Below are 25,131 nucleotides of genomic sequence, written 5' to 3' on the forward strand. Positions count from 1 at the left end.
CCACGCTGGACGGCTGGCGGGGCGTTCTGGCCGTTGCGGCAGCAAGGTCGGCGCGCTAAGCGCCCGCGGTATGTCCACCACCTTCCCCGAGCCCACCCACGGGCAAGCCATCACCATGTCGAGCACCGGCGCCCTCAATGTGCCGGATCAACCCATTCTCCCCTTCATCGAGGGTGACGGGACCGGACCTGACATCTGGCGCGCGAGCGTCCGCGTGTTCGACGCTGCGGTCGAGAAGGCGTACGGCGGCAAGCGGAAGATCGCTTGGTACGAGGTGTTCGCGGGCGAGAAGGCCTACAACACCTTCGGCACCTGGCTCCCGGACGGGACGGTGGAGGCCTACCGGAAGTACCTCGTCGGCATCAAGGGGCCGCTCACGACGCCGATCGGCAAGGGCATCCGGTCGCTGAACGTCGCGCTGCGCCAGCTCCTCGACCTCTACGTCTGCCTGCGCCCGGTGCGCTGGTACAAGGGGGTGCCCTCGCCGGTGCGTGACCCCGGCTCGGTCGACATGGTGATCTTCCGCGAGAACACGGAAGACATCTACGCCGGCATCGAGTGGGAGGCGGAGAGCCCCCAGGCGAAGAAGGTCATCGACTTCCTCCAGAAGGAGATGGGGGTGAAGAACATCCGCTTCCCCGGGACGAGCGGCATCGGCGTCAAGCCCGTCAGCAGCGAGGGCACCGAGCGCCTCGTGCGCGCCGCCATCGAGTACGCCCTGCGCTTCGACCGCAAGAGCGTGAACCTCGTCCACAAGGGCAACATCATGAAGTTCACCGAGGGCGCGTTCAAGAGCTGGGGCTACGCCCTCGCGCAGCGCGACTTCCGTGAGAAGGTCGTCACCGAGCGCGAGTCGTGGATCCTCGGCAACAAGGAGAAGAACCCCGACCTCACCGTGGAGCAGAACGCGCGCGAGATCGAGCCGGGCTACGACATGGCGCCCCCGGAGATGCAGGCGGAGTTCCGCGCCGAGGTCGAGGAGGCGCTGAAGCTCTGGTCGACGCACGGCGGCGGGAAGTGGAAGAAGCTGCTCCGCATCAAGGACTCGATCGCGGACATCACGCTGCAGCAGGTGCTCACCCGCCCGAAGGAGTTCGACGTCATCGCGACGCTGAACCTGAACGGCGACTACCTGTCCGACGCGCTCGCGGCGCAGATCGGCGGCATCGGCATCGCCCCCGGCGGCAACATCAACTACGTGTCCGGTCACGCGATCTTCGAGGCGACCCACGGCACGGCGCCGAAGTACGCGAACCTCGACAAGGTGAACCCGGGCTCGGTGATCCTGTCGGGCGAGATGATGCTCCGGCACCTCGGCTGGGTCGAGGCGGCGGACCTCATCAACAAGGGCATGGACGGCGCGATCGGCGCGAAGACCGTGACCTACGACTTCGCCCGCCTCATGGAAGGCGCAACCGAGGTCAAGTGCTCGGAGTTCGGCGACGCGATCATCAAGCACATGGGCTGAGTCCCACGCGCAGCGCGAGGGGCGTCGTCGCCCACTCGCGCTGCGGCCCCCCTGTCGCGCATCACGTCACATCACAGTCTGAGAAGGCGGCCCAGTCCCAGCGCGCCGAGCCACGGGACAGGGAGCGTCACCTTGCTCTGCACCTTCTCCTGGGCGCGCGCGAGCACGTGGACGGTGATCGTCGAGAACGCGGCGCGGTCGCGGAGGAGCTTCATCTTTCCCTCGATGCGCTCGATCTCGCCGACGACGCGGTAGAGCTCCCGCTCGATCTCCACGGCCTCCTCGACGTTCTTCGCCTTCGGGAGGAGCAGCTCCAGTCGGGCGCGAATCGCGCGCAGGTTCTTCAGCCGGATCTCGAGATCGAGGAACGCTTCGGTCACGTCTTCCACGGAGATGTCGCGCCGCTGGATCTCGCCGAGGCGGCTCACCCGATCCAGCGCTTCTTCGTACCGAGCCACCGGGATGCGCACGGTGATCGATGCGTCGGTGCGCACGGAGAGGAATCCGCCGAACTCGCGGGTCATGGCTTCGATGGCGGTGAACGCCTCCGTCGGGTTCTCGACGAGGACCCACAGGCCAGCGACGTAGACGAGCATCGGGCGTCGGGGCTGCGCGACCTCACCGGGGGCCTGCTGTCCTGGGGTCGGCGTCACCGTGGGAGATGCGGTCGTCGGTGAGGTGTCCGGGGCTCCTGGCGTGCTGGAGGGAGACGTGCCGGAGGGAGACGTGCTGGGGGGAGGGGGCGCTTCCTTCTTGACCTGCGGCGATACGTTCGGCACCGCCCTCGGCCCTCCGGTGCTCTGCGGGCTCTTCGGCGGAGCCAGCCCCATCGCCGGCCCTGATGGGGCTTCGGCCTGCCGCTCTTCCCGATCGTGGGAAGAACTCTCGGACGCGATGGAGACGACGGCGCCAGGCTCCATGATGAAGTTCTCGATCCGCGCGTCATCGTCGGCTGGCGGCGCTGGCGGCGCCGACGGTCCGTAGTTCGCGCCGTACCCCGAGACATCCTGCGGTGCCGGAGAGCTCGCGGCCTCGCCTGCGTAGTACGCCGACCCGCAGCCGGCGAGGACGAGCGCGCCGAGGAGGGCACTCAGGAAGGGATGGATGCGCATGCGAACCTCCACGGTGCCGAGTCTACAACCTCGCCATGGCCGGGAAGGGGTTTTCGCGCGCCGGCATCCCTGCTCTAGGATGCACCCCCAGTGCTCGCGATCCATCGAGAGGCTGCACCATGACGACGACCCCGAGGCCCCCGTTTCACCTCGCGTTCCCCGTGACCGCGCTGGAGACCACCCGCCACTTCTACCGGGACGTGCTCGGGTGCGCGCTGGGGCGCGAGAGCGACCGGTGGATCGACTTCGACTTCTTCGGCCACCAGATCACCGCGCACCTGGTCGAGCAGGCCGATGCCAGCGTTGCCACCAATCCCGTCGACGGGGACGACATCCCCGTGCGCCACTTCGGCGCCGTCTTGCCCTGGGACGACTGGCACGCCCTGCGGGACCGCTTGCGGGAGGCCGGCGTCCGCTTCCTCGTGGAGCCCCACGTTCGCTTTCCCGGTGAGGTCGGCGAGCAAGCCACGATGTTCATCAAGGACCCCAGCGGCAATGCGCTGGAGTTCAAGTCGTTCAAGGACCTGGCCAGCCTCTTCGCTCGCACCTGATCTGCTCGAAAGGACCGACCCGACATGCCCGACTCCGTGCGCCGTGCGACCTACCAGGATCTTCTCGACGTTCCGCACCATCACTGTGCCGAGATCCTCAAGGGCGTTCTCCACACGAACCCGCGCCCTGCGCTTCCCTACCGGAATGCGGCCTCCGTGCTCGCGGGGGAGCTGTACCTGCCGTTCCGCAGGGGGCTGGGGGGTCCAGGCAAGTGGGCCTTGCTGGACGAGCCCGAGCTGCATCTCGGCCCCGACATCGTGGTCCCCGACATCGCCGGTTTTCGCCGCGAGAAGATGCCGCGCATCGCGATGAAGGATGCGGCGATCTTCAACACGCCCGACTGGGTGTGCGAGGTGCTGTCGCCTGCGACCGAGGCCATCGATCGGTCGGACAAGATGGACATCTACGCGCGGGAAGGGGTGGGTCATCTCTGGCTGCTCGACCCTCGGACGCAGACGCTCGAGGTGTACCGGAACGACGCGGGTCTCTGGGCTCGTGTGGGGGCATGGAGGGGGTCGGCGACGGTGCAGGTGGAGCCGTTCGAGGCTGCGGAGATCGAGCTGGGCGTGCTCTGGGAGGATTGAGGCTCGATGCCCCGACGGCATCGTGCCTGCAGGGGGGCCCCCTCTTGTGGCCCGGCGCCACCACGTCCCTACCCCGCCTCGGCGCTGCGTCCGTTTCCGTGACGGGACGTGGCTCGCCACGAGGGGCTCTCGAGCGAGGAAAGCGCGTCGCCGCGGGGTGTCGGAGAGGGGTTGCGTCCCGTCACGAAGCGCTCGCGTCCTGTGAGGACACGGCGTCGTACCGGGCATTGTGAGCGGGGGAGGGGCCAGCTCGTCCGGTCAGGCCGTATCTCCGTAGAAATAGTGGGGACCACGCAGTTGGACGCCATCGGCGTTGCAAGCTGCCGATGCGAATCGTCCAGGCATGCTCTCTGCTAGCGGGCTCCCCTATGACCGCGTTACGAGCCAGAGGGCTGCGGGCTCGGCGTGTGCACGGCTCTTGGTTGCCGAGGGCATTGCGCTTCGGGATGAGGTCGTCGTCAGCGCGGTAGCTGTCTGACACACGGCCCGAATCGCAGCAAAACGACATCTCGACGCCATGCGCCCACGGCGCCCCTGCCGCGCGTGTTCACCCGACTGGCTCATGAAGGAACCAAGATCATGTCCATTACCGTCAGCAGATTCGAAATCTCGGCCAACTCGAACCGATTCTACGCCAATGGCAATCAGCAGAGCCACGTGAATGTCAGCGTGATGAAGATGGAGGACAGGGGGACCGGTGTGCCCGTCAAGGTGTCTCTGAGCGACACGGAGCGCGAATCGATCACGGTGGTCGCCTTCTCGTCCAATCTGAACCAGACCACCTTGCCCGATGGATGGAGCGTCGACAAGACGCGAAATCAGTACGAGCTGGGAGGCGTCACCAGCTTTGCGGCCGAAGAGCGTACTGGTGGGGAGGTGGAGGCCGAAGCCCGTGGAGCGGAGGCCAGAAACGACGTCCCTGATGTCTTCTCTCGCTTCGTGCGCTCACATCGGACAGGGACTGAGCGGCTGATGGCGCGTATGCGGCTCGACGACGGCCGTGTTCTCACGACGAACATGTCGTTCGAAGGCCACAACTTCACCAGCAGCGTCACTCTGGAAGCCGTGCGTCCGCCCTCCGTCGAGATCTCGGAGCTGGTCACCACGCCCATCGAGACGCTTTACGATCGGACGATGAGCAACCTGAATCCTACATGGCGGCAGCGAGTTTTTGCTCATCGTTGGGCCATGCCAGCGCGGGTGAGGGTCAAGCAGATCCTCGTGGACCCCACCAATGCGCGACATTTCTACGAGCTTGGCCGGCAGGATAACAGCAACCCCAGCCGCCGAGTGCTCACGCGTGGGCGAGTCTTCGGTCCAGGCAGGTGGCCAGTGAGAACGAATGACGCCATGAGTGGGGGCTGCGTCGAGCCTTTCGATTACACGATGACGCTGGCGGAGAACCAGTGGGGCGCCACCCGGCTCGTCGTCAATGGTTGCACCTGGACCTCCGGTGACGACTGGGCGGATCCTGCAAGGATCACTGTCACCGACGTGTACGGGAATACGTATCGCTACCGGATCCAGGCGACGAACGATCTGGGTGACGAGATCGAGATCATCCCTGGCTGAGCGCTCCGTTCCTGGAGTCTCGGTGCACTGACCCTCCCCGCCAGGCGCGCTCTCCGCGCTTCGCCGATCCCCTGGCGAGCGCCCGCGCGCGCTTCCCCTTCGTATCCGTTGCCCCACTTCCAGGCGATTGCGCCGCATTGCAGAGGAAACGACCATGCACGAATCCATTCACTCCAATGCATTCAACTTCAGCTCGTACATCTCCGGAGGCGTCGACCCGAGGACGGGCCAGTATACGGCGTCGATCCACCTCGCCCAGCTCCGCCCTCCCAACCTCGATGAGCTGAGCCGTGACCTCACCCTCGGCTTCTCGGCGCTCAGCCCGACGAACCGCGGCTTCGGCGTGGGATGGTCCCTGAACCTGACGACCCTCGATCTGGACCGGGGGATGAACATCCTGACCTTCTCCGATGGGCGGAGCTTCAGGGGCAATGCGCTGCCCCAGGCTGGTCAAGATCTCACCTTCAGGGATCAAAAGCTCAAGGACTTCAGGGTGAGGGTGATCGATGCGAACACCTTCGACGTCATCCACAAGGACGGGCTCGTCGAGCGACTCGTCGCCCGTCCCGGTGATCCGGTCGCAAGGCTGGCTTTCCTGCGGTTTCCCAGTGGTGAGACGTTTCAGTTCCATCACGAGCAAATGGTGGATGGCGTCCCCTACCTGACGCGGGTCGTCCTCGTCCAGACCGGGCAGAGCCACCTGACCATCACCTATCAAGCCGGCAATGCCGTTCTCGTCGAGTTCCCCGTCGATCACGGTCGGACCGCGAGGATCCTGCTGCGTTACCAGAACAACCTGCTGACCACCGTGACCCTCCCGTACGATGCGGCCGATCCGGTCGGGGATGTCAGCGCATTGCCCAGTTACGCTTTCTCCTACATGAACCTCGGTCCTTCCTTCCGCGGCATCGAGCGGCTGAGGAGCCCGGCAGGATCGGTCGATACCGTCCAGTATTTGCAGGATGGCCTCCGATTGAACGGGGGCGGCTTCGTCCCCTGCGTGATGTCACACGCCGTGCTCCCGGGTCGCGGGCAACCGACCATCACCAAGACCTATCAGTTCAGCCAGGATCGCAACTTCCTCGGCTACGAGTCCGGTAGCCCCGTGTTCGTGGAAGGTGAGGACAACCTCTACCTGGTGCGCGGTGATTACAGCTACGAGAGCACCGAGAATGTTCTCGATGGTACGGCGGTGCTGTCGTCCACGGTGCGCACCTTCAACAAGTTCCACCTCCTGACGCGGGAGGCGAAGGTTCAGCAGGGCACCCGGACCACGACGACCATCACGTACAATGACAAGCCGTCGCTCGCTTTCGAGCAGCAACCGGCGAACCTCCAGCAGCCACGTCGCATCGTCACGCGCTACGAGCACGTGCAGTCGCCGGCCAGCGGGCGAGACGAGATCGTGGAGACCGAGACCGACGATTACGGAAATACGCTGAGCACCGTCGACGCGACCGGGGTCAGGACGTCCTACGATTACTTTCCGGCGGCCGGTACCGCAGGGCAATGCCCGGCCGATCCCTTCGGCTTCGTCCGCTACGTCAAGCGCATCACCAGCACGCCTGCTCCGAGCGCCTCGGGCGACGCCACTGCCCGGACCACCGACTACAGCTATGCGCAGACGTCGACCCTCGGTGGGCTCCCGGCGCCCTACTTCGTCACCAAGGCCACGGAGCGTCTCTCCAGCGGTCAGACGAGGACCTTCGCTTACAACGACACCCCTGCCAGCGCGAATACCCATGGCTTGCTGAGAGAGTCGAGCGTCAGTCTCGGTGGTAGCACCACGGTGATCTTCTTCGCGTATGCCGTGCAGGGGGGGGCCACGACGACGACCACCACCACCACTGGCTTCGACGGTGTCCGCGCGAGCACGAGCGTCACCTTCTCCCGCATCACCAGCCGGCGCTGGCGAGAGACCGACGTGAATGGGGTGACGACGGCCTCCACCTACGATGCTCTGGGGCGGCTGGTCGAGCAGGTGATGTCACCCGAGACTGCGAACGAGGTGAGGCGCCGCTACGAGTACCGCTATCCCGCGGCCGGCGAGGCGAACGGGTGGCCGATGCTCGTGGAGACCGATACCCAGGGGGTGGGGACGCGGGTTCATTACGATGGCCTCGGGCGTGTCTGCTCTGTCGAAGCGCAGGACGACGACCGCGATCTCCCGACGGGGAGCGCGGCCTATCAAGGGACGTTTCGCCAGACGTTGGAGAACTCCTACGACGTTCTCGGTCAGGTGATTGCGGAGAAGCGCCATGACTGGTGGTGGAATGCGCAGCAGACGTCGCGGCTCGCGACGCCGACCAGCCAGGTGACCCGCTTCGCCTACGACGGCTGGGGGTCGCTGAACCGCACCACGTTTGCCGATGGTCGCGTGCTGCTGTCCGGTCATGACCCGGTGACCCGGACGATGCGCCGCGGCCTCGAAGGTGAGGGCATGACGGTGACCACGTTCGACGCCTTCGACAACCCCTCGACCGTGACCCTGGTTCACGCGGACGGGCGGGTCGCTGCGACGACGCGCCATCAGTACGATGGGTTCGGGCGGAAGGTCGCCGAGGAGGACCCGCTCGGCAACATGACGAGGTATTCCTACGACGCTTTCGACCGTGAGGTCGGGCGGGTGCTGCCCGATGGGACCCGGGTGCAGTCGCAGTACGCTGCGTTCAGCGCCAGCGCGCTCTCGACCGGGGTCTCGGTCGACGGTACGAGCTTCGGGTCCCGCACCTATGACGGCCTGTCCCGGGTGACCTCGGAGAGCGTCGGTGGGCGCACGACCCGCTATGGCTATGGAGAGCGCGGCGACAAACCCTCCCAGATCATCACCCCCAGCGTCACGCTACAGCTCCAGTATGCCGCCCACCTGGGGGGGCGACTCGTTTCCCTCGATGGCGGTGGTGACCGCATCACCTACCAGTACAGCCCCAGGACGGCGGCGCTTGCTCAGGGGGAGAGCGGCGGCGCGACGCAGGATCTGCGCTACTTCGCGTCGGGCTTGATGCGCAGTGCGACGGACGTGATCCAGGGGGGCGCCCAGCAGAATGCGGCAGCCTCGCGCTACGCCTACAGCATGTCGGGTCTCCTCCAGACCTTCACCGACGGTTTCGGAAATCCGCACACCAGCGCCTACGACGCTCACGGCCGCCTCGAGCAATGCCAGAACGGAACTCGCGTGGCCACGTATGCGTACGACCGTGCCGGGAGGGTATCGATGCTTCGCGTCGAAGACACGGCCATGCGCTCCAGCCTGGTCACCTCCATGACCTACGACGACTTCGGCCGTGAGACCCGGCGCGCCATCATCGCCACCCCCGCCCAGCCGGAGCAGGTGATTGCGACGACCTATGTCGCCACGGGACAGATAGGCCGACGTGTCACCACCGTGGGGGGAGAGCTGTGGCGCGACGAGGTGTTCAGCTACGACAGCCGGCGGCGTCTGCAGCGGTATCAGTGCGACGGGAGCCAGCCCCCGAGGGACGCCAGCGGTCGTGCCGTGCGTGAGCAGGTCTTCTCCTTCGACCGCTGGAGCAACATCACGCGGCTCGAGAGCTCCGACGGTAGCGGTGTGGAGACGACGAACTACACCTATGGGCCTCGGGATCCGACCCAGCTCACGCGCATCGAGACCCATGGCAAGGAGTCGATCCTCGATTATGACGAGGCCGGGAACCTCGTTCGTGACGAGCGCGGACAGCGGCTCGTTTACGACGGTCGTGGTCGGTTGGTGCAGGTGCTCGACGCGGACCAGCGTGTGTTGAGCCAGTACCACTACGACTCCATGGGCAGGCTCGCCGCCCAGACCTTGCCCGATGGTGTCGACGCCTTCAGGTCCTTCCAGGGAGAGAGCATCGTCGGGCAGACCATCGGTGGTCGCCGGCTTTCGTTCTTGACCGCGGAGGGAAACACGCTGGCGCAAGGCGATGAACAGGGCGGCTCCTCGCGCAGTCACCTCTTCGCCACGGATGGCCAGAACAGCACGCTGACCTCTCTGGATGCCCAGCAAGGGCAGTCCGAGCATTTTCGCTACACGGCCTATGGCGAGCGCAGCACCTCGGGTCCGGGGGAGATCCTTCTCGGCTTCAACGGTGAGTTCCGGGACCCGGTCACCGGCTGGTATTTCCTGGGCAACGGCTACCGCGTCTACAACCCGACCCTCATGCGCTTCCACAGCCCGGATGGGTGGAGTCCGTTCGGACAGGGGGGCGTGAATCCCTACGTCTACTGTGGCAATGATCCGATCAATCGGTTCGATCCCACGGGGCACCTCAGCACCTCGGCGTGGGTGAACATCGGCATCGGCATTGCGAGCATCCTTTTCGGCGTATTCACTCTCGGCGCTGGGGCTGCCGTTGGTATGGGCGTGATCGCTGGCACTGGTGTCATTGGCGCGCTGGCCACCACGAGTGCCCTGTCGGTCACGGCAGCGGTGGTGGGGGTCGCGTCGAGCGCCGTCGGGATTGCCGCGTCGGCCCTCGAAGACAACCAGAAGGCGTCCGGGATCCTCAACTGGGTCGCGACTGGCCTCGGTATTGCGAGCGGCGTCGTCGGCATCACTGCAGCCGTCCGCTCCGCCGCCTCCACAGCCTCTGCGGGCGCAGCCACGGCCAGGGCGGTCAAGAACGAGGTGGCCGGGATCAGCGAGAGTCTACTGGCTGAGACCATCCCGAAATTCGCCCGTGCCGACGCCATCGCGCTCGGCTTCTCGGTGGCCGCGGACGGCCTCGGGCTCGCCTCTGCGGGCGTCGGTGTGGCGGCGACCGTCACCGCCAACCACGGAGACACGAGGACCGCCAGCATCCTGGGCTGGGTCTCGCTGGGCCTGGGTGCCACCAGCCTCGCCACGGGCTTCGCCGGAGCAGGGCACAGCGCTCACGGTGCTCTGAGTGCGCCGAGCAGCGCGTCGAGCTCCGGGAGCAGCGGTACCTCGACGGCGTCCCGCTCGGGCGGTAGCGCTGGTGGCGAGAGCCCCCTTCGCGCATCGCGCCTGCTGGGCGAGCGAGCCACCTTCCGGCTGAACTCGGATCGCATCAACAACGTCTACAACAACCTGCCCGTCCCCGGTCCGAGCGGCATCTTCAGCGTCGCGGAGTTCGATGCACAGAGCATCTTCATCACGCGGCTCTGAGCCAGGTGCCTCCGAATGCGGGGCTGCGCCAGGTTCCTGACCCCCGGCTCCTCCGGGGGCCATGCGCGGCCCACCTGCACGGATGATCGCTGCGAACCCCAGAATTTCGGTAGGTCGAGGCAAGCTGGCTGTTGCCCCACCTCGGTGATCGCGCCACACAGAATCCTGTGAGGTCCTACCGTGAGTGACCCTTCCTACGGCCGACACACACTCACCTTCCATGAGCCAGGCGTGGTCGACATGGTCGTGCGAGGTGACCTATCCGGGGACGAGATGCGCCAGTTCCTGGAGACGGTGGCGCGTTTCTCTCGGGGGCGCCCTCATCTCCTCGGCATTGCCGATCTCGGCGAGGGCGGCAGCGTGAGCATCGAGGCGAGGAAGATCGCGGCAGACTTCACCCCCCGCATCCCGTTCAGGGTGCTGGCGTACTATCGCGCGAGCTTCCAGATGCGCCTCACGACGAAGCTCACGCTGGTCGCATCCCAGTTGATGTCGCTGGGTGGCGGAGCACCGACTGGCTGTGAGATCCGCTTCTTCACGACGGAGTCCGAGGCGCGCGCATGGATCGACGAGCGCCTCCGCGTGTTGTACCCCGCCTTCGTCTCCTCCTCCTGAGAAGGCCTTGCTCACTCCCGGGGCGCGTTGCCTCACCACCGCAATGATCGATCGAAGAGGATCGTCGTCTCGGTGGTGGCGGTCATGCGACGAATCGGGCATGCTCGATGGTAGGTCCCGACCAGGGTCAGCATGATCGAGGACAGCTTCGGGAAGCACCATCTCCGGTACACCGCACCTGCACTCATCGAGTTCACGGTGCGCGGTCCAATTTCCGAGCAGGATGCCGTCGGAATCACCGGCTTCATCACGGAGCACACGCGGACGCAGCCCGATGTGCTGGTGCTCGTCGACGTGACCGAGATGGGCTCGATGAGCCCCGGTGCCAGGAAGCTGGCCGCCGTCTCGGCGGAGCAGGTGGCCTATCGGGTGCTGGCGTTCCACGGGGCGAGTTTTCAAACGAGACTGCTGGTCACGTTGACCATTGGCGCGATGCGGTTGCTGTCGGATTCGAACCACGAGGTGCGCTTCTTCAAGTCGCCCACCGAGGCGCGCACCTGGATCGAGGCGCGTCACCACGCGCTCTACGCGGCTGTCCCCACGCGTCGCAGCGGTACCTTCTAGCGCTGTAGTTGCCGGAGTGTTGTGCGGCGCGTATTGTCGCCTCCCATGCTTGGATCAGCTGCGGACATGTCGAAGCATGTGGCTGCCGCTTCGGGGGGTTGATGCCCGACGCGAGCACGCTACCCCTCGCGCTCTTCGAAGCTGCACGGACCATCTCCTCCGAGCTCGTGCCGGAGCGGCTGCGCGCGCTGCTGACGCGGATCCTCGTCCAGCATGCTGGCGCGGAGCGCGGGGTGCTGCTCGCGGCGGGGGACGATCAGGGCGACCTGCTGTCCTTCGTCATCGCGGAGGGAGCTTCGGCGCGGCGCGGTGGCGCGAGCCCCAGGGGCCTCGTCGCGCTCACCGAGCGCAGGGGGCAATGGGTGGTGTTCGCAGACGCGGTGCGCGAGCAAGCCTTCGCGCTGGATCCTTATTTCTCCGAGCATCCTGCGCGATCGGTGCTGTGCATGCCGCTGGAGTACGGCGGCCAGGTGAGGGCGGTGATCTACCTGGAGCACACGCAGGCCGAGGGGGTGTTCTCGTCCGAGCGGATCGATGCGCTGTCCGTGCTCTGCGCTCAAGGGGCGCTCGCGCTGCATAACGCGGCGCGCTACGACGACCTGGGTCGCAGCGCGATGGTGCGTGCGCGCGAGCTGGAAGAGGTCCACGGGCGGCTGGTGGACATGGCCCACCGTGAGGGCATGGCCGAGGTGGCGACCGTGGTGCTGCACAATGTGGGGAATGCGCTGACGGGTGTGAACCTCGCCGCCCAGCTGCTGGCCGATCGCATCGATCTGATGCCGGTCGACCGCCTCCAGAAGAGCGTGGAGCTGATGACGGAGAACGGGCGCGACCTCGGGCGCTTCTTCCAGGACGATGAACGAGGGCGGCTGCTGCTCACGTTCCTTCCCAAGCTGGCCGATCGGCTCGGGCGCGACCGCGCGGAGCTGCTCGGGGGCGTGGAGACGCTGCTCGGCAACGTGGAGCAGATCAACGCCATCGTCGCAGCTCAGCAGACCTACGCGCACAGCCCCCGCATGGTGGAGGAGGTGGAGCTGAACGAGCTGGTGGAGGAGGCCTTGCGGATGCACGGCGCTGCGCTCCAGCGGCACGGGATCGAGGTCTCGCGCGCCATCTCGCGGGTGCCCGCGGCGCCGCTGGAGCGCCATCGCGTGCTGCAGATCCTGGTGAATCTGGTGAGCAACGCCAAGGACGCGCTGGTAAACTCGAAGGCAGAGCCGCGGCGCATCCGGGTCGCGGCCTCTCTCTGTGGTCCGGACCGGGCGCGCGTCGTCGTCGAGGACAACGGCATCGGGCTGGAGCGAGAGACGATGAGCCAGGTGTTCCAGCTCGGGTACTCGACGAAGGCGGGGAGTCGAGGCCTCGGGCTGCACTGGGCAGAGGGCGCGGCGAGTGCGATGGGAGGATCGTTGTCGGTACGGAGTGATGGTGCAGGGCAGGGGGCGACCTTCACGCTGGAGCTTCCGGTGTCGCTCGGTGGGGAGCAGGAGCACGGGACGGCGGAGCGCGTCGGATGAGCGCCCTGGAGGAACGGAACCGCCGCGTCCTGGTGATCGACGACAACGTGGAGATCCATCGCTACCTGCGGGAGATCCTCGAAGGCGGCGCCGAGGACGCCGAGTTCGACGCGATGGATGCGGCGCTCTTCGGCACGGGGGCCGGGCCGATCGCGATGCGCTTCGACGTGACGAGCGTCTACCGCGGCGAGGACGGAATCGAGGCCGCGCGGCGCGCCCGCGAAGAGGGGGCGCCCTTCTCTCTGGCCTTCGTGGACGTGCGGATGCCAGCGGGCATCGACGGTGTCGAGACGCTGGAGCGGATCTGGGGCGAGGATCCCGAGATGCAGGCCGTGATCTGCACGGCCCACGCCGAGGTTTCGTGGAACCGCATCCTGGCGCGCCTCGGCGCTCCGCAGCGCTTCCTGGTGCTGAAGAAGCCCTTCGACGCGGTCGAGGTGCGGCAGATGGCCTGCGCGCTGACGGAGAAATGGTTGCAGGAGGCGAACCTGCGTCAGGGGGAGGCGAGGACGCGGGCGATGCTGATCGCGGTCCCCGACGCGATGCTGCGCGTGTCGACCGAGGGCCGCTGCGAAGATCTGAGGGCCGTCGGGGCGCCGCAGCTCGAGCTGGACGACATGCTCCCCGGGCAGGCGGCGGTCGCCGCACGCGAGGCGGTCGCGTCGGTGCTCGCCGGGGGGCCGACGGAGGTGTTCGAGGTCGAGCGCGAGGATCTGGGGCGGCTGTACGAAGCGCGCGTGGCCCGCGCTGGAGAGGGCGACGCGCTGTTGCTGCTGCGCGATGTGACGGACCGGCGCCGCGCCGAGCTGGCGGCCGCGCAGCGGCAGCTCCACGAAGAGACGATCGCCGCCCAGGCCGAGATGATGCTGGCGCTCTCGACTCCGCTCTTGCCCATCCACGAGGACGTGGTGGTGATGCCCCTCGTCGGCGCGCTCGACTCCCGCCGCGTGGAGAAGGTGCGGGAGGTGCTGATCCAGGGGGTGGCCGATCGCGGCGTGTCCATCGCGATCCTCGACATGACGGGCGTCCCCTCTCTCGACGCGGAGCTCGTGGACGAGATCGTCGCCACTGCGCGCGCCATTCGGCTCCTGGGGGCCGAGAGCGTCTTGACCGGGCTGGGGAGCGGCGTGGCGCGCACCCTCGTCGAGCAAGGTGCAGACCTGGGAGGGATCCGCATTCACCGGGATCTGGGGGCGGGCGTTGCGTATGCGTTGCGGGCGCGGGGCGGTCGGGCCGCGCGGAGCTGAAGAAGTACGTGGCTTGCTTCTGTCAGCGTTCGAGGCGCTGGCGGATGCGAGCACGGGTGGGCTCGGAGAGGGTGCGTAGGTAGGCCTCGGAGAGCCCGCGGAGGGCTTCGTCCGGGAGCGCCAGAAGGGCTTGCTCGGGGTCGAGGCCGGCGAGGCGTTGCTCGGGGTCGAGGCCGGCGAGGCGTTGTTCGGGGTCGAGGCCGGCGAGGCGTTGTTCGGGGGTCAGGTTCCGCATGAGCTTCTCGGCAGGTACGGCTTCCAGAATTTGCTCGGGGGTCAGCGTCCCCAGCAGCTTCCGGATCACCTCCTGATAGTCCTCCATCTCGTGCAGCGACATGCCTACCTCCTCGGAGCCAACGAGCTGTGCCCAGAATTGCCGTCCCTGTCGCGTGCGCTGCGGTTGGTGCGCGAACGCTGCGCGAAGATCCGACCGATGTGGAAGGCGGCTGGTCCGGTCGATGCGGAAAAGGTGGATGTAGCTCCATAGGCGGTCAAGGTCGTCTGTTTTGTAAGGACGCCCGATGGTCTTGAATTCGATGACGGTCGCCAGTGACGGACGTGGCCAGAGCCCTCGCAATGTCTTGCCTGCCTCTCCGTGCGGCGCGACCTCCCGCCGACGTAGCAGCAGGTAGTCCATGCGCAGCGGCTCCGCGGAGAGCTGAACCTCGTCGCGGATCTCGAAGGAGGAGGGACCGAATGCGCGCAGGTGGGCGCTGAAGAGGCAATGCCACGCCGTCCGTCGTGCAGCCATGTGCGGCGATTTGTGGCGAAATGGGTGAGGTGACAAGGTGAATCGTTGCAGCAGGAGTGCATTAAATGGGCACGAATCCGATGCCTTGCAGGTAATGCGTGGTGTTCGGTCGGTAGAGGCGATGGCACCGCCATGGTTCAGCGGGACCTGGCGCGGGCACCGCGAGCTCGGCGTGCGACCTCTCTGATCGTGGCGCACGCAGTGGAGGAGGCGCTCTCCTGAATCGGTGGTAGTGAGCTGGGACGCTGGTGCGCCTGGCTGGGCGAGTCGGCCGCGCTTGGGATATGGTTCCGCCGTGATCACGATCCTTCGCGATGACGAGGCCCTGGATGAACTGCTCGGGTCCAGCCTGACGAGCGGCGCCGCGCCCGATGTGCGCTACCAGATCATGCGCCGGGCCGGCGTGGGGACCATGTTCGCCTCGTTCTACGCGCTCCGGATCGCGCCCGAGGGCGAGAGCCCCGTCGTGGTGAAGATTCTCCGCCCCTCGTTCTCCCGTCAGCTGGGCGCCACGGCGGAGGTGGTGGTCCGCAAGGAGGCCGAGTCGCTCCGGCGCCTGAACGAGCGGGTGCCGCCCACCCCGTTCGTCGTGCGGCTCATCGACACGGGCCTGGTGGAGCTGCAGCGCGGGATGCGCATGCAGACCTTGCCCTGGATCACCATCGAGTACGTCCACGGGGGGACGCAAGGGACGACGCTCCAGGAGCGCGTCGAGAGCACCATCGAGGCGACCGGGACCGCGTTCGACCCGGGGCGCGCGATGCGGGCGGTGGAATGCATGGCCGCTGGCCTCACCGCCGTCCACGAGGTGGGGGTGATCCACCGTGATCTCACCCCGGAGCGCATCCTCTGCTGCGGCGCTGGTGTGGACGAGGTTTTCAAGATCAGCGAGTTCGGCCTGGCGCGGCCGAAGGGGGTCAAGGAAACGCTGGGGATCGGGGCCATCGAGATGGAGGGGGTCCGGCCCATGGAGCTGCTCTCCGGCTCGAGCGAGCTGGGCCCCTGGACCGACCTGTTCGGCTTCGCGGGGGTCGTCTACTTCCTGCTCACGGGCGAGCCCCTCTTTCCGCAACGGCGCGCCGCCGAGGTGCTGGCCGCGGTCACCTCGCGGACGCGCCGCAGCGTGCTGGAGGGGCGCTGGCTCCATCCTGCGCTCCGCGCGCAGGAGTCGGCGTGCAAGTCCATCGACCTCGCTCTCCGCTGGGCCACGGCCCCGACGCCCGACGAGCGGCTGCAGGAGGCCGAGAGCCTGGCGGCGATGCTGGTGCCTTACCTCAAGCCCGTCGCCTCGGTCCCGCTGCTCAGCGCGGCGACCCCCAGCGTCTCGGCGCCGCCGCTGCCTTCGCAGCGCCCGCCGGCCGCGCCTCAGGCCATGGATCTCGGCTCCGCGCGCCCTGGCCCATCCTGGATGCGGCAGACCATCCAGGTGCGGCGCACCTCGACCGCGGCCCCTCCGGTGGTCGTCCCGGCGCCCGCACCGCTCCCGGCCGACACCGAGGACTTCGCGGAGCGCATGACCATCCCCTCCATGCCCCCGCTCCTGGCGCCGCTCACCCCGGCCTTCCAGGGCTTCCAGGGCATGCCGGCGGGCCCTCCCGCCGGCGCGCTCCCACCGGGGGGCACGTTCACGGGCAGCGAGGTGTGGCGCTGGAGCGTCTTGAACCAGCGCAGCATCGAGGGGGTCGTGCGCAGCGTGGGGTGGGACGGCTACGGCCGCTGCCTGGCCGCGACGAGCGAGGGCCTGCTCTTCTGGAACGGGACGAGCTGGTCGATCGCCGAGGCCGCGCAGCTCCCGGCGGCGCGAGGCATCCGCTTCGTCCAGCGGGTCGCCGCTGGACGCTGGTTGGTCGGCGGTGACGGCGCGACCCTCGCCACCTACACCACGGGCGGCGTGGCCAACGTCACGCACCGCGCCGGCGCCACCGAGCACTACCTCGCGCTCAGCGGCGATGACGAGGACATCGGCGTGCTCGCCTCCGCCGCTCCTGGGGCTCCCATCATGCTCCAGACCTTCATCGGCAAGCGCTGGATGCGGGCGTACGAGATCGCCGGCATGGCCCACCTGTCGGGCCTGGCGCGCATCGGCGACGATCAGTGGCTGGTGGTGGGCCGCGGCCAGCACGGCCTCGGGGTGGTCGCGCGTTACGTCCCGCTGGAGTGGTTCCTGGAGTACCTCCCGGTCCCCGAGGTGCGCGCCTTCCTCGCTGGCGCCGCGACGCCGGACCTGGGCCTCGGTCTGGTGACGGGCGTGGATGGAACGGCCATCTGGTACCACGAGGGGCACATCACCACGGAGACCGTGGACGCGCGCTTCGATCTCTCGGCGGTCGCCCTTTCCCCCGACGGGACCGCCTGGGCCGCGTCGGCCCGGCGCATCTGGTGTCGAACCCCGGCGCCTCCCGGGGAGGGCGTGTGGACGTGCGTCTGGAAGGACGACAGCGCCGTCGCGCCCATCGTCTCGCTGTTCGTGGACTCCGGCGTCGCCCTCGTGGTGACGGCCGACGGCGGCGTGCTGGAGGGGCGCGCCGCCTGAGCCTGGACGACATCTCATGAAGCTCACCCGGAAGCTCGTCGTGATGCTCTTCCTGGGGGTCTTCGTCGTGCTGGCCGTGCACTCCTATGTGCGCATCCGCCGTGAACTCGGCCTCTTCGAGATCGACATGCAGCGCGACGCCCACATCATCGGGCGCGTCCTCTCCGAGGCTGCGTACGAGGTCTGGCTCTCCGACGGCCGCGAGCGCGCGCTTCAGCTCATCGCCGACGCCAACGACCGCGAGGACCACGTCGCCATCCGCTACATCGCGCTCCCCCTCCAGAGCGCTGCGGAGCCGCCCCTCGTCCCCGTCGAGGCCCTCGAACCCGTGCTGCGCGGCGAGAAGGTGGTCCTCAAGGCGACCCCTCCGGACGCGCCCGAGATGCTGGTGACCTACGTTCCGCTCCTCGCGGAGGGGGAGCTGGGGGCCCTGGAGCTTGCGGAGTCCCTCGCCGGAGAGCAGCGCTACATCCAGCGCACCATCCGCAACACGGCGCTCGCCACCGCCGCGGTCGCCCTCTTCTGTGGCCTCCTGGCCACCGTGGTCGGCGTCTGGCTGGTCGGGCGGCCGATGCAGCACCTCATCCGTCAGGCGCGCCGCGTCGGCGGCGGCGACCTGCGCGTCGACCCTCCGGTCGCCCAGGACGACGAGATCGGTGAGCTGTCCCGGGAAATGAACGCCATGTGCGTGCGCCTCGCCGCCGCCCAGGAGCGCATCCTCGCCGAGACCACCGCCCGCCTCACCGCCATCGACCAGCTCCGCCACGCCGATCGCCTCGTCACCGTCGGCAAGCTCGCCTCCGGCGTCGCCCACGAGCTGGGGGCGCCTCTCCAGGTCGTCACCGGGCGCGCCAGGATGATCTGCGACGACGACATGCCGCACGCCGAGGCCGAGGCCAACGCCTTGATCATCGTCGAGCAAGGCAACCGCATGGCCGAGATCATCCGGCAGCTCCTCGACTTCGCACGCCGCCGTGGTGCCGACAAAGCGCCCGTCGGCGTGCGGCGGCTGCTCGGCAGGACCTGCGATATGCTCGGTCCCCTGGCGGAGAAGCAGGGCGTGGACATCGACCTCGAAGCAGCCGAAGGCGAAGGCGACATCGTCCTCGATGTCGACGAAGCGCAGCTCGGGCAGGCGCTCACCAACCTGGTGATGAACGCCATCCAGGCCCTCCCCGAGGGCGGGCACATCCGCACGGGGGTCCGACGCGAGTGCGCGCGCCCCCCGGCGGACGTGGGCGGCGACGAGGCGGAGCACGTGTGCATCTACGTCGAGGATGAAGGAGAGGGGATGACGGCCGAGACCCTGGAGCACATCTTCGAGCCCTTCTTCACCACCAAGCAGGTGGGGGAGGGGACGGGCCTCGGCCTCTCCGTCGCCTGGGGCATCGTGCGTGAACACGACGGCTGGATCGACGTCCAGAGCACCGAGGGGCAAGGCAGCAAGTTCTCCATCTACCTCCCGGCGGTCGGGTGAGCATGTCGGGCCGGGTCCTCATCGTCGACGACGAGCGGAGCGTGGGGGAGCTGCTCGAATCTGGTCTGAAGAAGCGCGGCTTCCAGGTGAAGAGCTGCACCTCCGGCGACGCGGCCCTGGCGTTGCTCGCCGAGGAAGAGTTCGATGCGGTGGTCACCGACCTCCGCATGAAGGGCATGGACGGCCTCTCCCTCTGCGAGCGCATCGTCGCCAACCGCCCCGACGTCCCCGTCCTGGTGATCACCGCCTTCGGAAGCCTGGAGTCGGCCATCGCCGCCATCCGGGCCGGCGCCTACGACTTCCTGACCAAGCCCTTCGAGCTGGAGGTCCTCCGGCTCGCCCTCGTCCGCGCCATCCGCCACCGCGCCCTCCGCGAGGAGGTGAAGCGTCTCCGCCAGGCCGCGGCAGCCTCGCAAGGCTACGGCGAAATGCTCGGGGCGAGCGCGCCCATGCGCAAGGTCTACGACCTCATCGACCGCGTGGCCGAGGTCGACACCTCGGTGCTCGTCACCGGCGAGAGCGGTACCGGCAAGGAGCTGGTCGCGCGCGCCCTCCACCGTCGCAGTCCGCGACGCGACGGTCCCTTCATCGCCGTCAACTGCGCCGCCGTCCCCGAGCCCCTGCTGGAGAGCGAGCTGTTCGGCCACGCCAAAGGCGCCTTCACCGACGCCAAGGGCGCCCGCCAGGGCCTCTTCTTCCAGGCCAGCGGCGGCACCCTCTTCCTCGACGAGATCGGCGACATGCCCCTGGGCCTCCAGCCCAAGCTCCTCCGCGCCCTCCAGGAGCGCCGCGCGAGGCCGCTCGGCGCCACCGAGGAGCGCCCCTTCGACATCCGCGTCGTCGCCGCGACGAACAGCGACATCGAGGCCGCCGTCGAGGAGCGCCGGTTCCGCGAGGACCTCTACTACCGCATCAACGTCGTCCACGTGGAGCTGCCGCCCCTGCGCTCCCGGGGCAGCGACGTGCTCCTCATGGCACAGCACTTCGTCGAGCGCTTCGCCGCCTCCACCGGCCACCGGGTCACCGGGCTGTCCGCGCCGGCCGCCGAGAAGCTCCTCTCCTACAGCTGGCCGGGCAACGTGCGCGAGCTGTCGAACTGCATCGAGCGCGCCGTGGCGCTCGCGCGCTACGAGCAGATCGCCGTCGAGGACCTTCCCCAGAAGATCCAGCGCTACCAGATCCGCGACCTCGTTCCCGTCACCGAGGACCCGGCGGAGCTCTTGCCGATGGACGAGGTCGAGCGTCGGTACATCGCGCGCGTTCTGGAGGCCGTGCAGGGAAACAAGACGATCGCGGCCAAGGTCCTCGGCTTCGACCGCGCCACGCTCTACCGAAAGCTCGCGCGTTACGGCGACCCGACCGCCGGCTGAGCCGCACCGCGCTCGTTGCACAATGCGACGGCCGTCGCGAATCACGGCGACCCGAGCGGACGTCGACCGTCACGCGGTACGACGTTGCGGCTTGAACCTGCGCGCGCTCCCTGATTTCGAACGCGGCACGCTCCGTGCTCTTCGTCTCGGCCATGAGCGCGAGCACCCCGCACGACCTGGAACCCGCCGCGTGCGTCCAGGATCCGGCGCCGGGACAGCGCCAGCGGAACCGAAACCAGAGCCAGCGCGCCCATGTGCTCCTGGCCGAGGAAGACAGCGAAGTACTCCGGCTGCTCTCCTATGCCCTCCGGCGTGACGGTCACGCCGTCACCGAGGTCCGCAGCGGCGAAGCGCTGCTCCGGCACCTCGCGTCCACGGTCGCCGACAGCCTCATGTTCGAGCCGCCGGACGTGATCGTCTCCGGCGTGCAGCTCCCCGGCTTCAGCGAGAGCGACGTGCTCGAGGGCCTCCTGAGCGTCGGCGGCTCGCTGCCCATCATCTACATCACCGCGTTCAACGACCGCGAACTCCAGGCCAAGGCCCGCGAGCTCGGCGCCATCGCGGTGTTCCGCAAGCCTTTCGATCTCGACGACCTGCGCACGGTGGTTCTCAACCTGGCGCGCCTTCAACGTGATTTTTGACTGACGAGGATGAGGAGATTTCGATGAACAAGGTGTTCCCGCTTCTGACCGCGTTCCTGATGGCTGCTGGCATGATGGGCTGCGCTTCCGAGCCGACGCCCAAGCCGAACACGGCCAACGACAGCGCCCTGCAGGGTCCCAATGGCGCGGGCAACGGCGCTCAGAACAAGGGTGAGGGCTCCGTGCAGGTCGACGACCGCATCGCCAAGGCCTGCTCGCTGCCCACCGCCTACTTCGCGTTCGACTCGTCGCGGCTCGACAAGGGCTCGCAGCCGACCCTCGACGCCATCGCCACCTGCTTCTCCTCCGGCCCGCTCAAGGGCCGCGGCATGATGATCGTCGGTCACGCGGACCCGCGCGGGGAGCTCGAGTACAACTTCGCGCTCGGCCACAAGCGCGCCAGCTCCGTCGCCCAGTACATCCAGCGGCGTGGCGTCAGCGCTGGCAAGATCGGCACCTCCTCCAAGGGAGAGCTCGACGCGACCGGCGACGACGAGTCCGGCTGGGCCAAGGATCGCCGCGTCCAGGTCCTCCTCGTCGACTGAGCGCGCCGCCTCCGTTCCAGGCCATCGCTCCGTAGCGACACGGGCCTCCTGCCGCCGGCATGCCCTCAGCGATACGGGCCACCTGTCGCCGGCATGCCCTCAGCGACACGGGCCTCCTGTCGCCGGCATGCCCTCAGCGACACGGACCTCCTGGATCTGCCATCACCGGCATGTCCCAACCGTGCTTGGCCTCGATCCCGCCACGACCTTCTTGCTTGGCCTCGAACGCTGAGCCATGACTCCACCCGGGGGCTCGTTGCACCCTGGGGGAGGGGATCGATGGCCCGGAGCTCGGCGACATGCCGGCGCTGATGGCGCCCGACGCGCGGGAGCGCGCCGCGGAAGCGATTTGTGAAGCGACCATCTCGCTTCCCACACGGCGGACCTGCCCGCTGTCCCCACCACCGGAATTTCAGGTGCTGCGCGCAGAGCACCCCGTGGCGCGGCTGGCTTTTCCGGACGGACCGCCGGGATGGCTGGTCACACGCTACGAGGACGTACGCGCGTGCCTCGCCGACCCGCGCTTGAGCTCGAAGCGTACGCACCTGAATGCTCACCTCCGGGAAAGCTTGATCTCGCAGGAGGAGATGGCCGTACTCCGGCCCCCCAACCTCCTCGACACCGATCCGCCGGAGCACAAGCGCCTCCGCCGTCCCCTCGCGGGCCAGTTCGGCATGCGCCAGGTGCGGGCGCTGGAGCCGCTCATCGAGCGGCTGGTCGACGAGCGCCTCGACGCCATGGAGGCTGCCTCGGAGCGGCGCGCGGAACTCGTGCTGGCGCTCGCCCTCCCCGTGCCGCTGCTGGTGATCTGCCGGCTGCTCGGGATCCCGTACGAAGACCAGGCCTTCTTCCGCCGCGTCTCCAGCGTATCCGTCCGGTCACCGCCATCGTGATCAGCCGAGTGCGGGCGGGTAACTCCAGAGGCCATCGAAGGCACTGGAGGTTGAGATGGCGACGCGAGCGGAGTGGAGCGAGAGGGTAGAGCGGTGGAAGCAGAGCGGCTTGAGCGCGAAGGCGTTTGCCGGGTTGGAGGGCTTGAAGGTCCAGTCGTTGTACTGGTGGACGTCGAGACTCCGTACGTCCTCTGGAGCGGCGCTTCAGAGTACTCCGCCGAGGTTTCTTCCGGTCCGAGTCGTCAAGTCCCCGCAGGCTCATCCGGCGCGCGTAGGGGTGGCGCCGTCGCCTGCCATCGCAGCCGGCATCGAGCTGGCGCTCCCCAATGGGTGCATCGTGCGGGTGCAGGAGGACTTCGATGCGACGACGCTTGCGCGGCTGCTCCGCGTGGCTGGAGGGACTGGCGCATGCTGATGCTGCCGCCGTCGGTGCGAGTCTACGTCGCGGCGGAGCCTACGGATCTTCGCAAAGGCTTTGATGGCCTGTCGGCGCAGGTGATGCAGCGATTCGGCACCGACCCCCTGAGTGGCCATCTGTTCGTCTTCCTCAACCGCAGGGCGGACCAGGTGCGCATCCTGTTCTGGGATCGCACCGGCTACTGCATCGTGTCCAAGCGGCTCGCTCAAGGGCGATTCCACCTCACCCACGCCGTGAGCGCAGGGCGGACGCATGTCGAGATGGATGCCGCCGAGCTTGCGCTGATGCTCGAAGGCCTCGACCTGTCGGGTGCGACGAGGAAAAAGCGCTGGAGGTTGCCTTCGCCCGGCAAACTCGCGGCGTAAATTGAATGCCTTGTGCTGTGGCGCGCGGTGAATACACCGCTCGATACGTGGCCCGCTCTTCTTCTGCTGTCGTCAAGGCTCCCGTCGACCTCGTGCAGGTTCGGCGCCAGCTGACCCAGCTCGCGGACCGAGGATGCGTCACGGAGCTCATCGAGCACGTGCTCGGATGGCTCACGCAGCTGACCGACGCACACCATGCTCTCACGCTGCGCCTCCAGACCGCACTGCGAGCCTTGTACGGTCGCAAGAGCCAGAAGGTCAGCTCGCAGCAGCTCTCGCTCTGGCTGACCACGCTGCTCGACGCCGACGAGGCCCCTGCTTCTCAGCTCCCTGAAGCTCCGCCCGATGATGCTCCGCCCGAGAAGGGGGAGCAGGCAGCTCCCCCTGCCGACCCACCGAAGCCACCGAAGCGTGCAGAGCGTGCGCCGCTGCCAGCGCATCTCGAGCGCCATCGGGAGCGCTTGACGGTGCCCGCCTCGGAGCGCGTCTGCGGTCAATGCGGTCGAGACAAGGCCTGCATTGGCTACCGGACCAGCGAGGTGCTCGACTTCATTCCTGCGCGTTTCATCGTCGTCGAGCAGCAACGAGAGAAGCTCGCTTGCCCACGCTGTCCCGAGCAGGGCGTCTCCACCGCTCCGCCCGACAAGGTCATGGACCGCGGTCGTCCCGGTCCTGGCCTGCTCGCCAAGCTCGTCGTCGACAAGTTCGAGGACTCGATGCCCCTGTATCGGCAGGCCCAGGCGTGTGCGCGCTCGGGCGTCGTCCTGTCGTCCTCCACGCTCGGAGACTGGACCGCGTTCACCCTCGACCTGCTCGCGCCCATCGCGGCGCGCATCACCGAGCGGGTCCTCGCCGAGCCTTATCTGCGCACCGACGATACCGGCATTCCCGTCCAGGACCGCAAGCATCCTCGGCGCCTCAAACGCGGTCACCTGTGGGTCTTCGTCGGCGACCACCTCGCTTCCTTTCTCTATGCGCCCGACTGGAAGGCCAAGCACCCAGCGGCCCTGCTTCAGCCCTTTCAGGGCTTTCTTCAGGGCGATGGCTACGCTGGCTACAATGCCATGCTGCGCCAATCCACTCACTCCGCGCCGAGTCTGTCCGAGGAGCGTCGGCTCGGATGCGGCATGCACATCCGCGCCAAATTCGAGAAGGCTGCCAAGCTCGGCGATCTCAGCGCCGCCATCGCTCTCGGCTACTTCAAGGGCATCTATCTTGTCGAGGCCGAGTGCAAGGCGCGCGGTTTCTCTCCAGAGCAGCGGCACGCTTATCGACAAGCCCACGCGATGCCCCTGGTCGATGCACTCTTTCAGTGGGTGCGCGAGACCCACAAGACGCTCGTGCCGAAGACGCCTCTGTATGAGGCGACCTTCTATGCGAAAGGTCAGGAGGCCGCCTGGCGACGGTGCTTCTCCGACGGGCGCTTCGAAATCGACAATGGCGAGGCGGAGCGGCAGCTGCGCAAGATCGCTGTCGGTCGCAAGAACTTCCTTTTCGCCGGCTCCGACAAGGGCGCTGAACGTCTCGCCATCGGCTTCACGCTTTTCCGCTCGTGCAGCCTGCAAGGGGTCAACCCTCTCCTCTGGGCCACCGATGTCATCACCAAGCTGCAACGCGGCTGGCCACGCTCGAGGCTCGACGAGCTACTCCCCGACGCTTGGTCCAAGGCGCACACCAGCGACGCAACGGCTGTAGGCGTCGCCGCCTCGTAGCCGCATCCGCATTCCTGCTCGACGTCGGATGAAGGCTCCCGAGGTTGGCTTGCGGGCGTTCCACGCT

Annotated in this window: 20 protein-coding genes; 18 read left to right on the forward strand and 2 right to left on the reverse strand. The window is 67.7% G+C overall.

The window, feature by feature from the left end:
• Nucleotides 1–70: 70 nt before the first annotated feature.
• The gene (gene icd / locus CMC5_RS10360) at nucleotides 71–1,468 is read left to right on the forward strand and encodes an NADP-dependent isocitrate dehydrogenase (protein WP_050430245.1); all 1,398 of its coding nucleotides are present in this window, start codon (nucleotides 71–73) and stop codon (nucleotides 1,466–1,468) included.
• A 71-nt stretch (nucleotides 1,469–1,539) separates the two neighbouring features.
• Here the strand turns inward: icd and CMC5_RS10365 are convergent, their stop codons facing one another.
• Complete coding sequence (locus CMC5_RS10365; RefSeq protein WP_050430246.1) at nucleotides 1,540–2,580, reverse strand: DUF4349 domain-containing protein; 1,041 nt, start codon at nucleotides 2,578–2,580, stop codon at nucleotides 1,540–1,542.
• Nucleotides 2,581–2,699: 119 nt separating this feature from the next.
• Here CMC5_RS10365 and CMC5_RS10370 point away from each other — a divergent pair, with 119 nt between their 5' ends.
• The 8 genes from CMC5_RS10370 (at nucleotide 2,700) to CMC5_RS10405 (ending at nucleotide 14,359) form a co-directional block, all read left to right on the forward strand.
• A complete protein-coding gene (locus tag CMC5_RS10370) occupies nucleotides 2,700–3,131 on the forward strand; it encodes a VOC family protein (RefSeq protein ID WP_050430247.1) in 432 nt (143 codons plus the stop codon).
• A gap of 24 nt (nucleotides 3,132–3,155) precedes the next feature.
• The gene (locus tag CMC5_RS10375; protein WP_050430248.1) at nucleotides 3,156–3,716 is read left to right on the forward strand and encodes a Uma2 family endonuclease; all 561 of its coding nucleotides are present in this window, start codon (nucleotides 3,156–3,158) and stop codon (nucleotides 3,714–3,716) included.
• A gap of 579 nt (nucleotides 3,717–4,295) precedes the next feature.
• Nucleotides 4,296–5,288, forward strand: a complete 993-nt coding sequence (locus tag CMC5_RS10380) for a hypothetical protein (protein ID WP_156338428.1) — start codon at nucleotides 4,296–4,298, stop codon at nucleotides 5,286–5,288.
• 154 nt (nucleotides 5,289–5,442) lie between these two features.
• A complete protein-coding gene (locus CMC5_RS10385; protein WP_050430250.1) occupies nucleotides 5,443–10,416 on the forward strand; it encodes an RHS repeat-associated core domain-containing protein in 4,974 nt (1,657 codons plus the stop codon).
• A 180-nt stretch (nucleotides 10,417–10,596) separates the two neighbouring features.
• Entirely contained in the window at nucleotides 10,597–11,031 is a 435-nt protein-coding gene (locus tag CMC5_RS10390; protein WP_156338429.1) for a SpoIIAA family protein, read from the forward strand.
• Nucleotides 11,032–11,163: 132 nt separating this feature from the next.
• Entirely contained in the window at nucleotides 11,164–11,595 is a 432-nt protein-coding gene (locus CMC5_RS10395) for an STAS/SEC14 domain-containing protein (protein ID WP_050430252.1), read from the forward strand.
• A gap of 101 nt (nucleotides 11,596–11,696) precedes the next feature.
• Nucleotides 11,697–13,112: an ATP-binding protein gene (locus CMC5_RS10400; RefSeq protein WP_050430253.1), complete on the forward strand. Its 1,416-nt coding sequence runs from the start codon at nucleotides 11,697–11,699 to the stop codon at nucleotides 13,110–13,112.
• Nucleotides 13,113–13,267: 155 nt separating this feature from the next.
• Entirely contained in the window at nucleotides 13,268–14,359 is a 1,092-nt protein-coding gene (locus CMC5_RS10405; RefSeq protein WP_425394831.1) for an STAS domain-containing protein, read from the forward strand.
• 22 nt (nucleotides 14,360–14,381) lie between these two features.
• Here the strand turns inward: CMC5_RS10405 and CMC5_RS47395 are convergent, their stop codons facing one another.
• A complete protein-coding gene (locus CMC5_RS47395) occupies nucleotides 14,382–14,696 on the reverse strand; it encodes a hypothetical protein (RefSeq protein ID WP_063796532.1) in 315 nt (104 codons plus the stop codon).
• A gap of 709 nt (nucleotides 14,697–15,405) precedes the next feature.
• On the opposite strand from CMC5_RS47395, the gene CMC5_RS10415 reads away from it, so the two are divergent.
• From CMC5_RS10415 to tnpC, 9 genes are all read left to right on the forward strand, one after another.
• Complete coding sequence (locus CMC5_RS10415; protein ID WP_050430256.1) at nucleotides 15,406–17,643, forward strand: serine/threonine protein kinase; 2,238 nt, start codon at nucleotides 15,406–15,408, stop codon at nucleotides 17,641–17,643.
• Between the two features lie 16 nt (nucleotides 17,644–17,659).
• Nucleotides 17,660–19,120, forward strand: a complete 1,461-nt coding sequence (locus CMC5_RS10420) for a sensor histidine kinase (RefSeq protein ID WP_050430257.1) — start codon at nucleotides 17,660–17,662, stop codon at nucleotides 19,118–19,120.
• A gap of 2 nt (nucleotides 19,121–19,122) precedes the next feature.
• Entirely contained in the window at nucleotides 19,123–20,490 is a 1,368-nt protein-coding gene (locus CMC5_RS10425) for a sigma-54-dependent transcriptional regulator (protein WP_050430258.1), read from the forward strand.
• 134 nt (nucleotides 20,491–20,624) lie between these two features.
• Nucleotides 20,625–21,131, forward strand: coding sequence for a response regulator (locus CMC5_RS10430; RefSeq protein ID WP_050430259.1), 507 nt, complete (start codon nucleotides 20,625–20,627; stop codon nucleotides 21,129–21,131).
• Between the two features lie 23 nt (nucleotides 21,132–21,154).
• Entirely contained in the window at nucleotides 21,155–21,676 is a 522-nt protein-coding gene (locus CMC5_RS10435) for an OmpA family protein (RefSeq protein ID WP_050430260.1), read from the forward strand.
• Between the two features lie 299 nt (nucleotides 21,677–21,975).
• On the forward strand, nucleotides 21,976–22,569 hold the full coding sequence (locus CMC5_RS10440) for a cytochrome P450 family protein (protein ID WP_050430261.1): 594 nt from the start codon (nucleotides 21,976–21,978) through the stop codon (nucleotides 22,567–22,569).
• A gap of 55 nt (nucleotides 22,570–22,624) precedes the next feature.
• Nucleotides 22,625–22,984, forward strand: a complete 360-nt coding sequence (gene tnpA, locus CMC5_RS49100; protein WP_050430262.1) for an IS66 family insertion sequence element accessory protein TnpA — start codon at nucleotides 22,625–22,627, stop codon at nucleotides 22,982–22,984.
• Entirely contained in the window at nucleotides 22,978–23,352 is a 375-nt protein-coding gene (gene tnpB / locus CMC5_RS10450; RefSeq protein WP_050430263.1) for an IS66 family insertion sequence element accessory protein TnpB, read from the forward strand. The genes tnpA and tnpB overlap by 7 nt, the downstream gene beginning before the upstream one ends.
• 5 nt (nucleotides 23,353–23,357) lie before the next feature.
• Nucleotides 23,358–25,064 (forward strand): IS66 family transposase, encoded by a 1,707-nt coding sequence (gene tnpC / locus CMC5_RS10455; protein ID WP_425394821.1) that lies wholly within the window; start codon nucleotides 23,358–23,360, stop codon nucleotides 25,062–25,064.
• Nucleotides 25,065–25,131: the final 67 nt, after the last annotated feature.

Source organism: Chondromyces crocatus, assembly GCF_001189295.1.
Lineage (GTDB): Bacteria > Myxococcota_A > Polyangia > Polyangiales > Polyangiaceae > Chondromyces > Chondromyces crocatus.

What these genes read in the sequence shown, in the direction of transcription:
- icd (WP_050430245.1), top strand. Translation starts at nt 71, where the DNA reads ATGTCCACCACCTTCCCCGAGCCCACCCACGGGCAAGCCATCACCATG.
- CMC5_RS10365 (WP_050430246.1), bottom strand. Translation starts at nt 2,580, where the DNA reads ATGCGCATCCATCCCTTCCTGAGTGCCCTCCTCGGCGCGCTCGTCCTC.
- CMC5_RS10370 (WP_050430247.1), top strand. Translation starts at nt 2,700, where the DNA reads ATGACGACGACCCCGAGGCCCCCGTTTCACCTCGCGTTCCCCGTGACC.
- CMC5_RS10375 (WP_050430248.1), top strand. Translation starts at nt 3,156, where the DNA reads ATGCCCGACTCCGTGCGCCGTGCGACCTACCAGGATCTTCTCGACGTT.
- CMC5_RS10380 (WP_156338428.1), top strand. Translation starts at nt 4,296, where the DNA reads ATGTCCATTACCGTCAGCAGATTCGAAATCTCGGCCAACTCGAACCGA.
- CMC5_RS10385 (WP_050430250.1), top strand. Translation starts at nt 5,443, where the DNA reads ATGCACGAATCCATTCACTCCAATGCATTCAACTTCAGCTCGTACATC.
- CMC5_RS10395 (WP_050430252.1), top strand. Translation starts at nt 11,164, where the DNA reads ATGATCGAGGACAGCTTCGGGAAGCACCATCTCCGGTACACCGCACCT.
- CMC5_RS10400 (WP_050430253.1), top strand. Translation starts at nt 11,697, where the DNA reads ATGCCCGACGCGAGCACGCTACCCCTCGCGCTCTTCGAAGCTGCACGG.
- CMC5_RS10405 (WP_425394831.1), top strand. Translation starts at nt 13,268, where the DNA reads ATGCGCTTCGACGTGACGAGCGTCTACCGCGGCGAGGACGGAATCGAG.
- CMC5_RS47395 (WP_063796532.1), bottom strand. Translation starts at nt 14,696, where the DNA reads ATGTCGCTGCACGAGATGGAGGACTATCAGGAGGTGATCCGGAAGCTG.
- CMC5_RS10420 (WP_050430257.1), top strand. Translation starts at nt 17,660, where the DNA reads ATGAAGCTCACCCGGAAGCTCGTCGTGATGCTCTTCCTGGGGGTCTTC.
- CMC5_RS10425 (WP_050430258.1), top strand. Translation starts at nt 19,123, where the DNA reads ATGTCGGGCCGGGTCCTCATCGTCGACGACGAGCGGAGCGTGGGGGAG.
- CMC5_RS10435 (WP_050430260.1), top strand. Translation starts at nt 21,155, where the DNA reads ATGAACAAGGTGTTCCCGCTTCTGACCGCGTTCCTGATGGCTGCTGGC.
- CMC5_RS10440 (WP_050430261.1), top strand. Translation starts at nt 21,976, where the DNA reads ATGCCGGCGCTGATGGCGCCCGACGCGCGGGAGCGCGCCGCGGAAGCG.
- tnpA (WP_050430262.1), top strand. Translation starts at nt 22,625, where the DNA reads ATGGCGACGCGAGCGGAGTGGAGCGAGAGGGTAGAGCGGTGGAAGCAG.
- tnpB (WP_050430263.1), top strand. Translation starts at nt 22,978, where the DNA reads ATGCTGATGCTGCCGCCGTCGGTGCGAGTCTACGTCGCGGCGGAGCCT.
- tnpC (WP_425394821.1), top strand. Translation starts at nt 23,358, where the DNA reads ATGCCTTGTGCTGTGGCGCGCGGTGAATACACCGCTCGATACGTGGCC.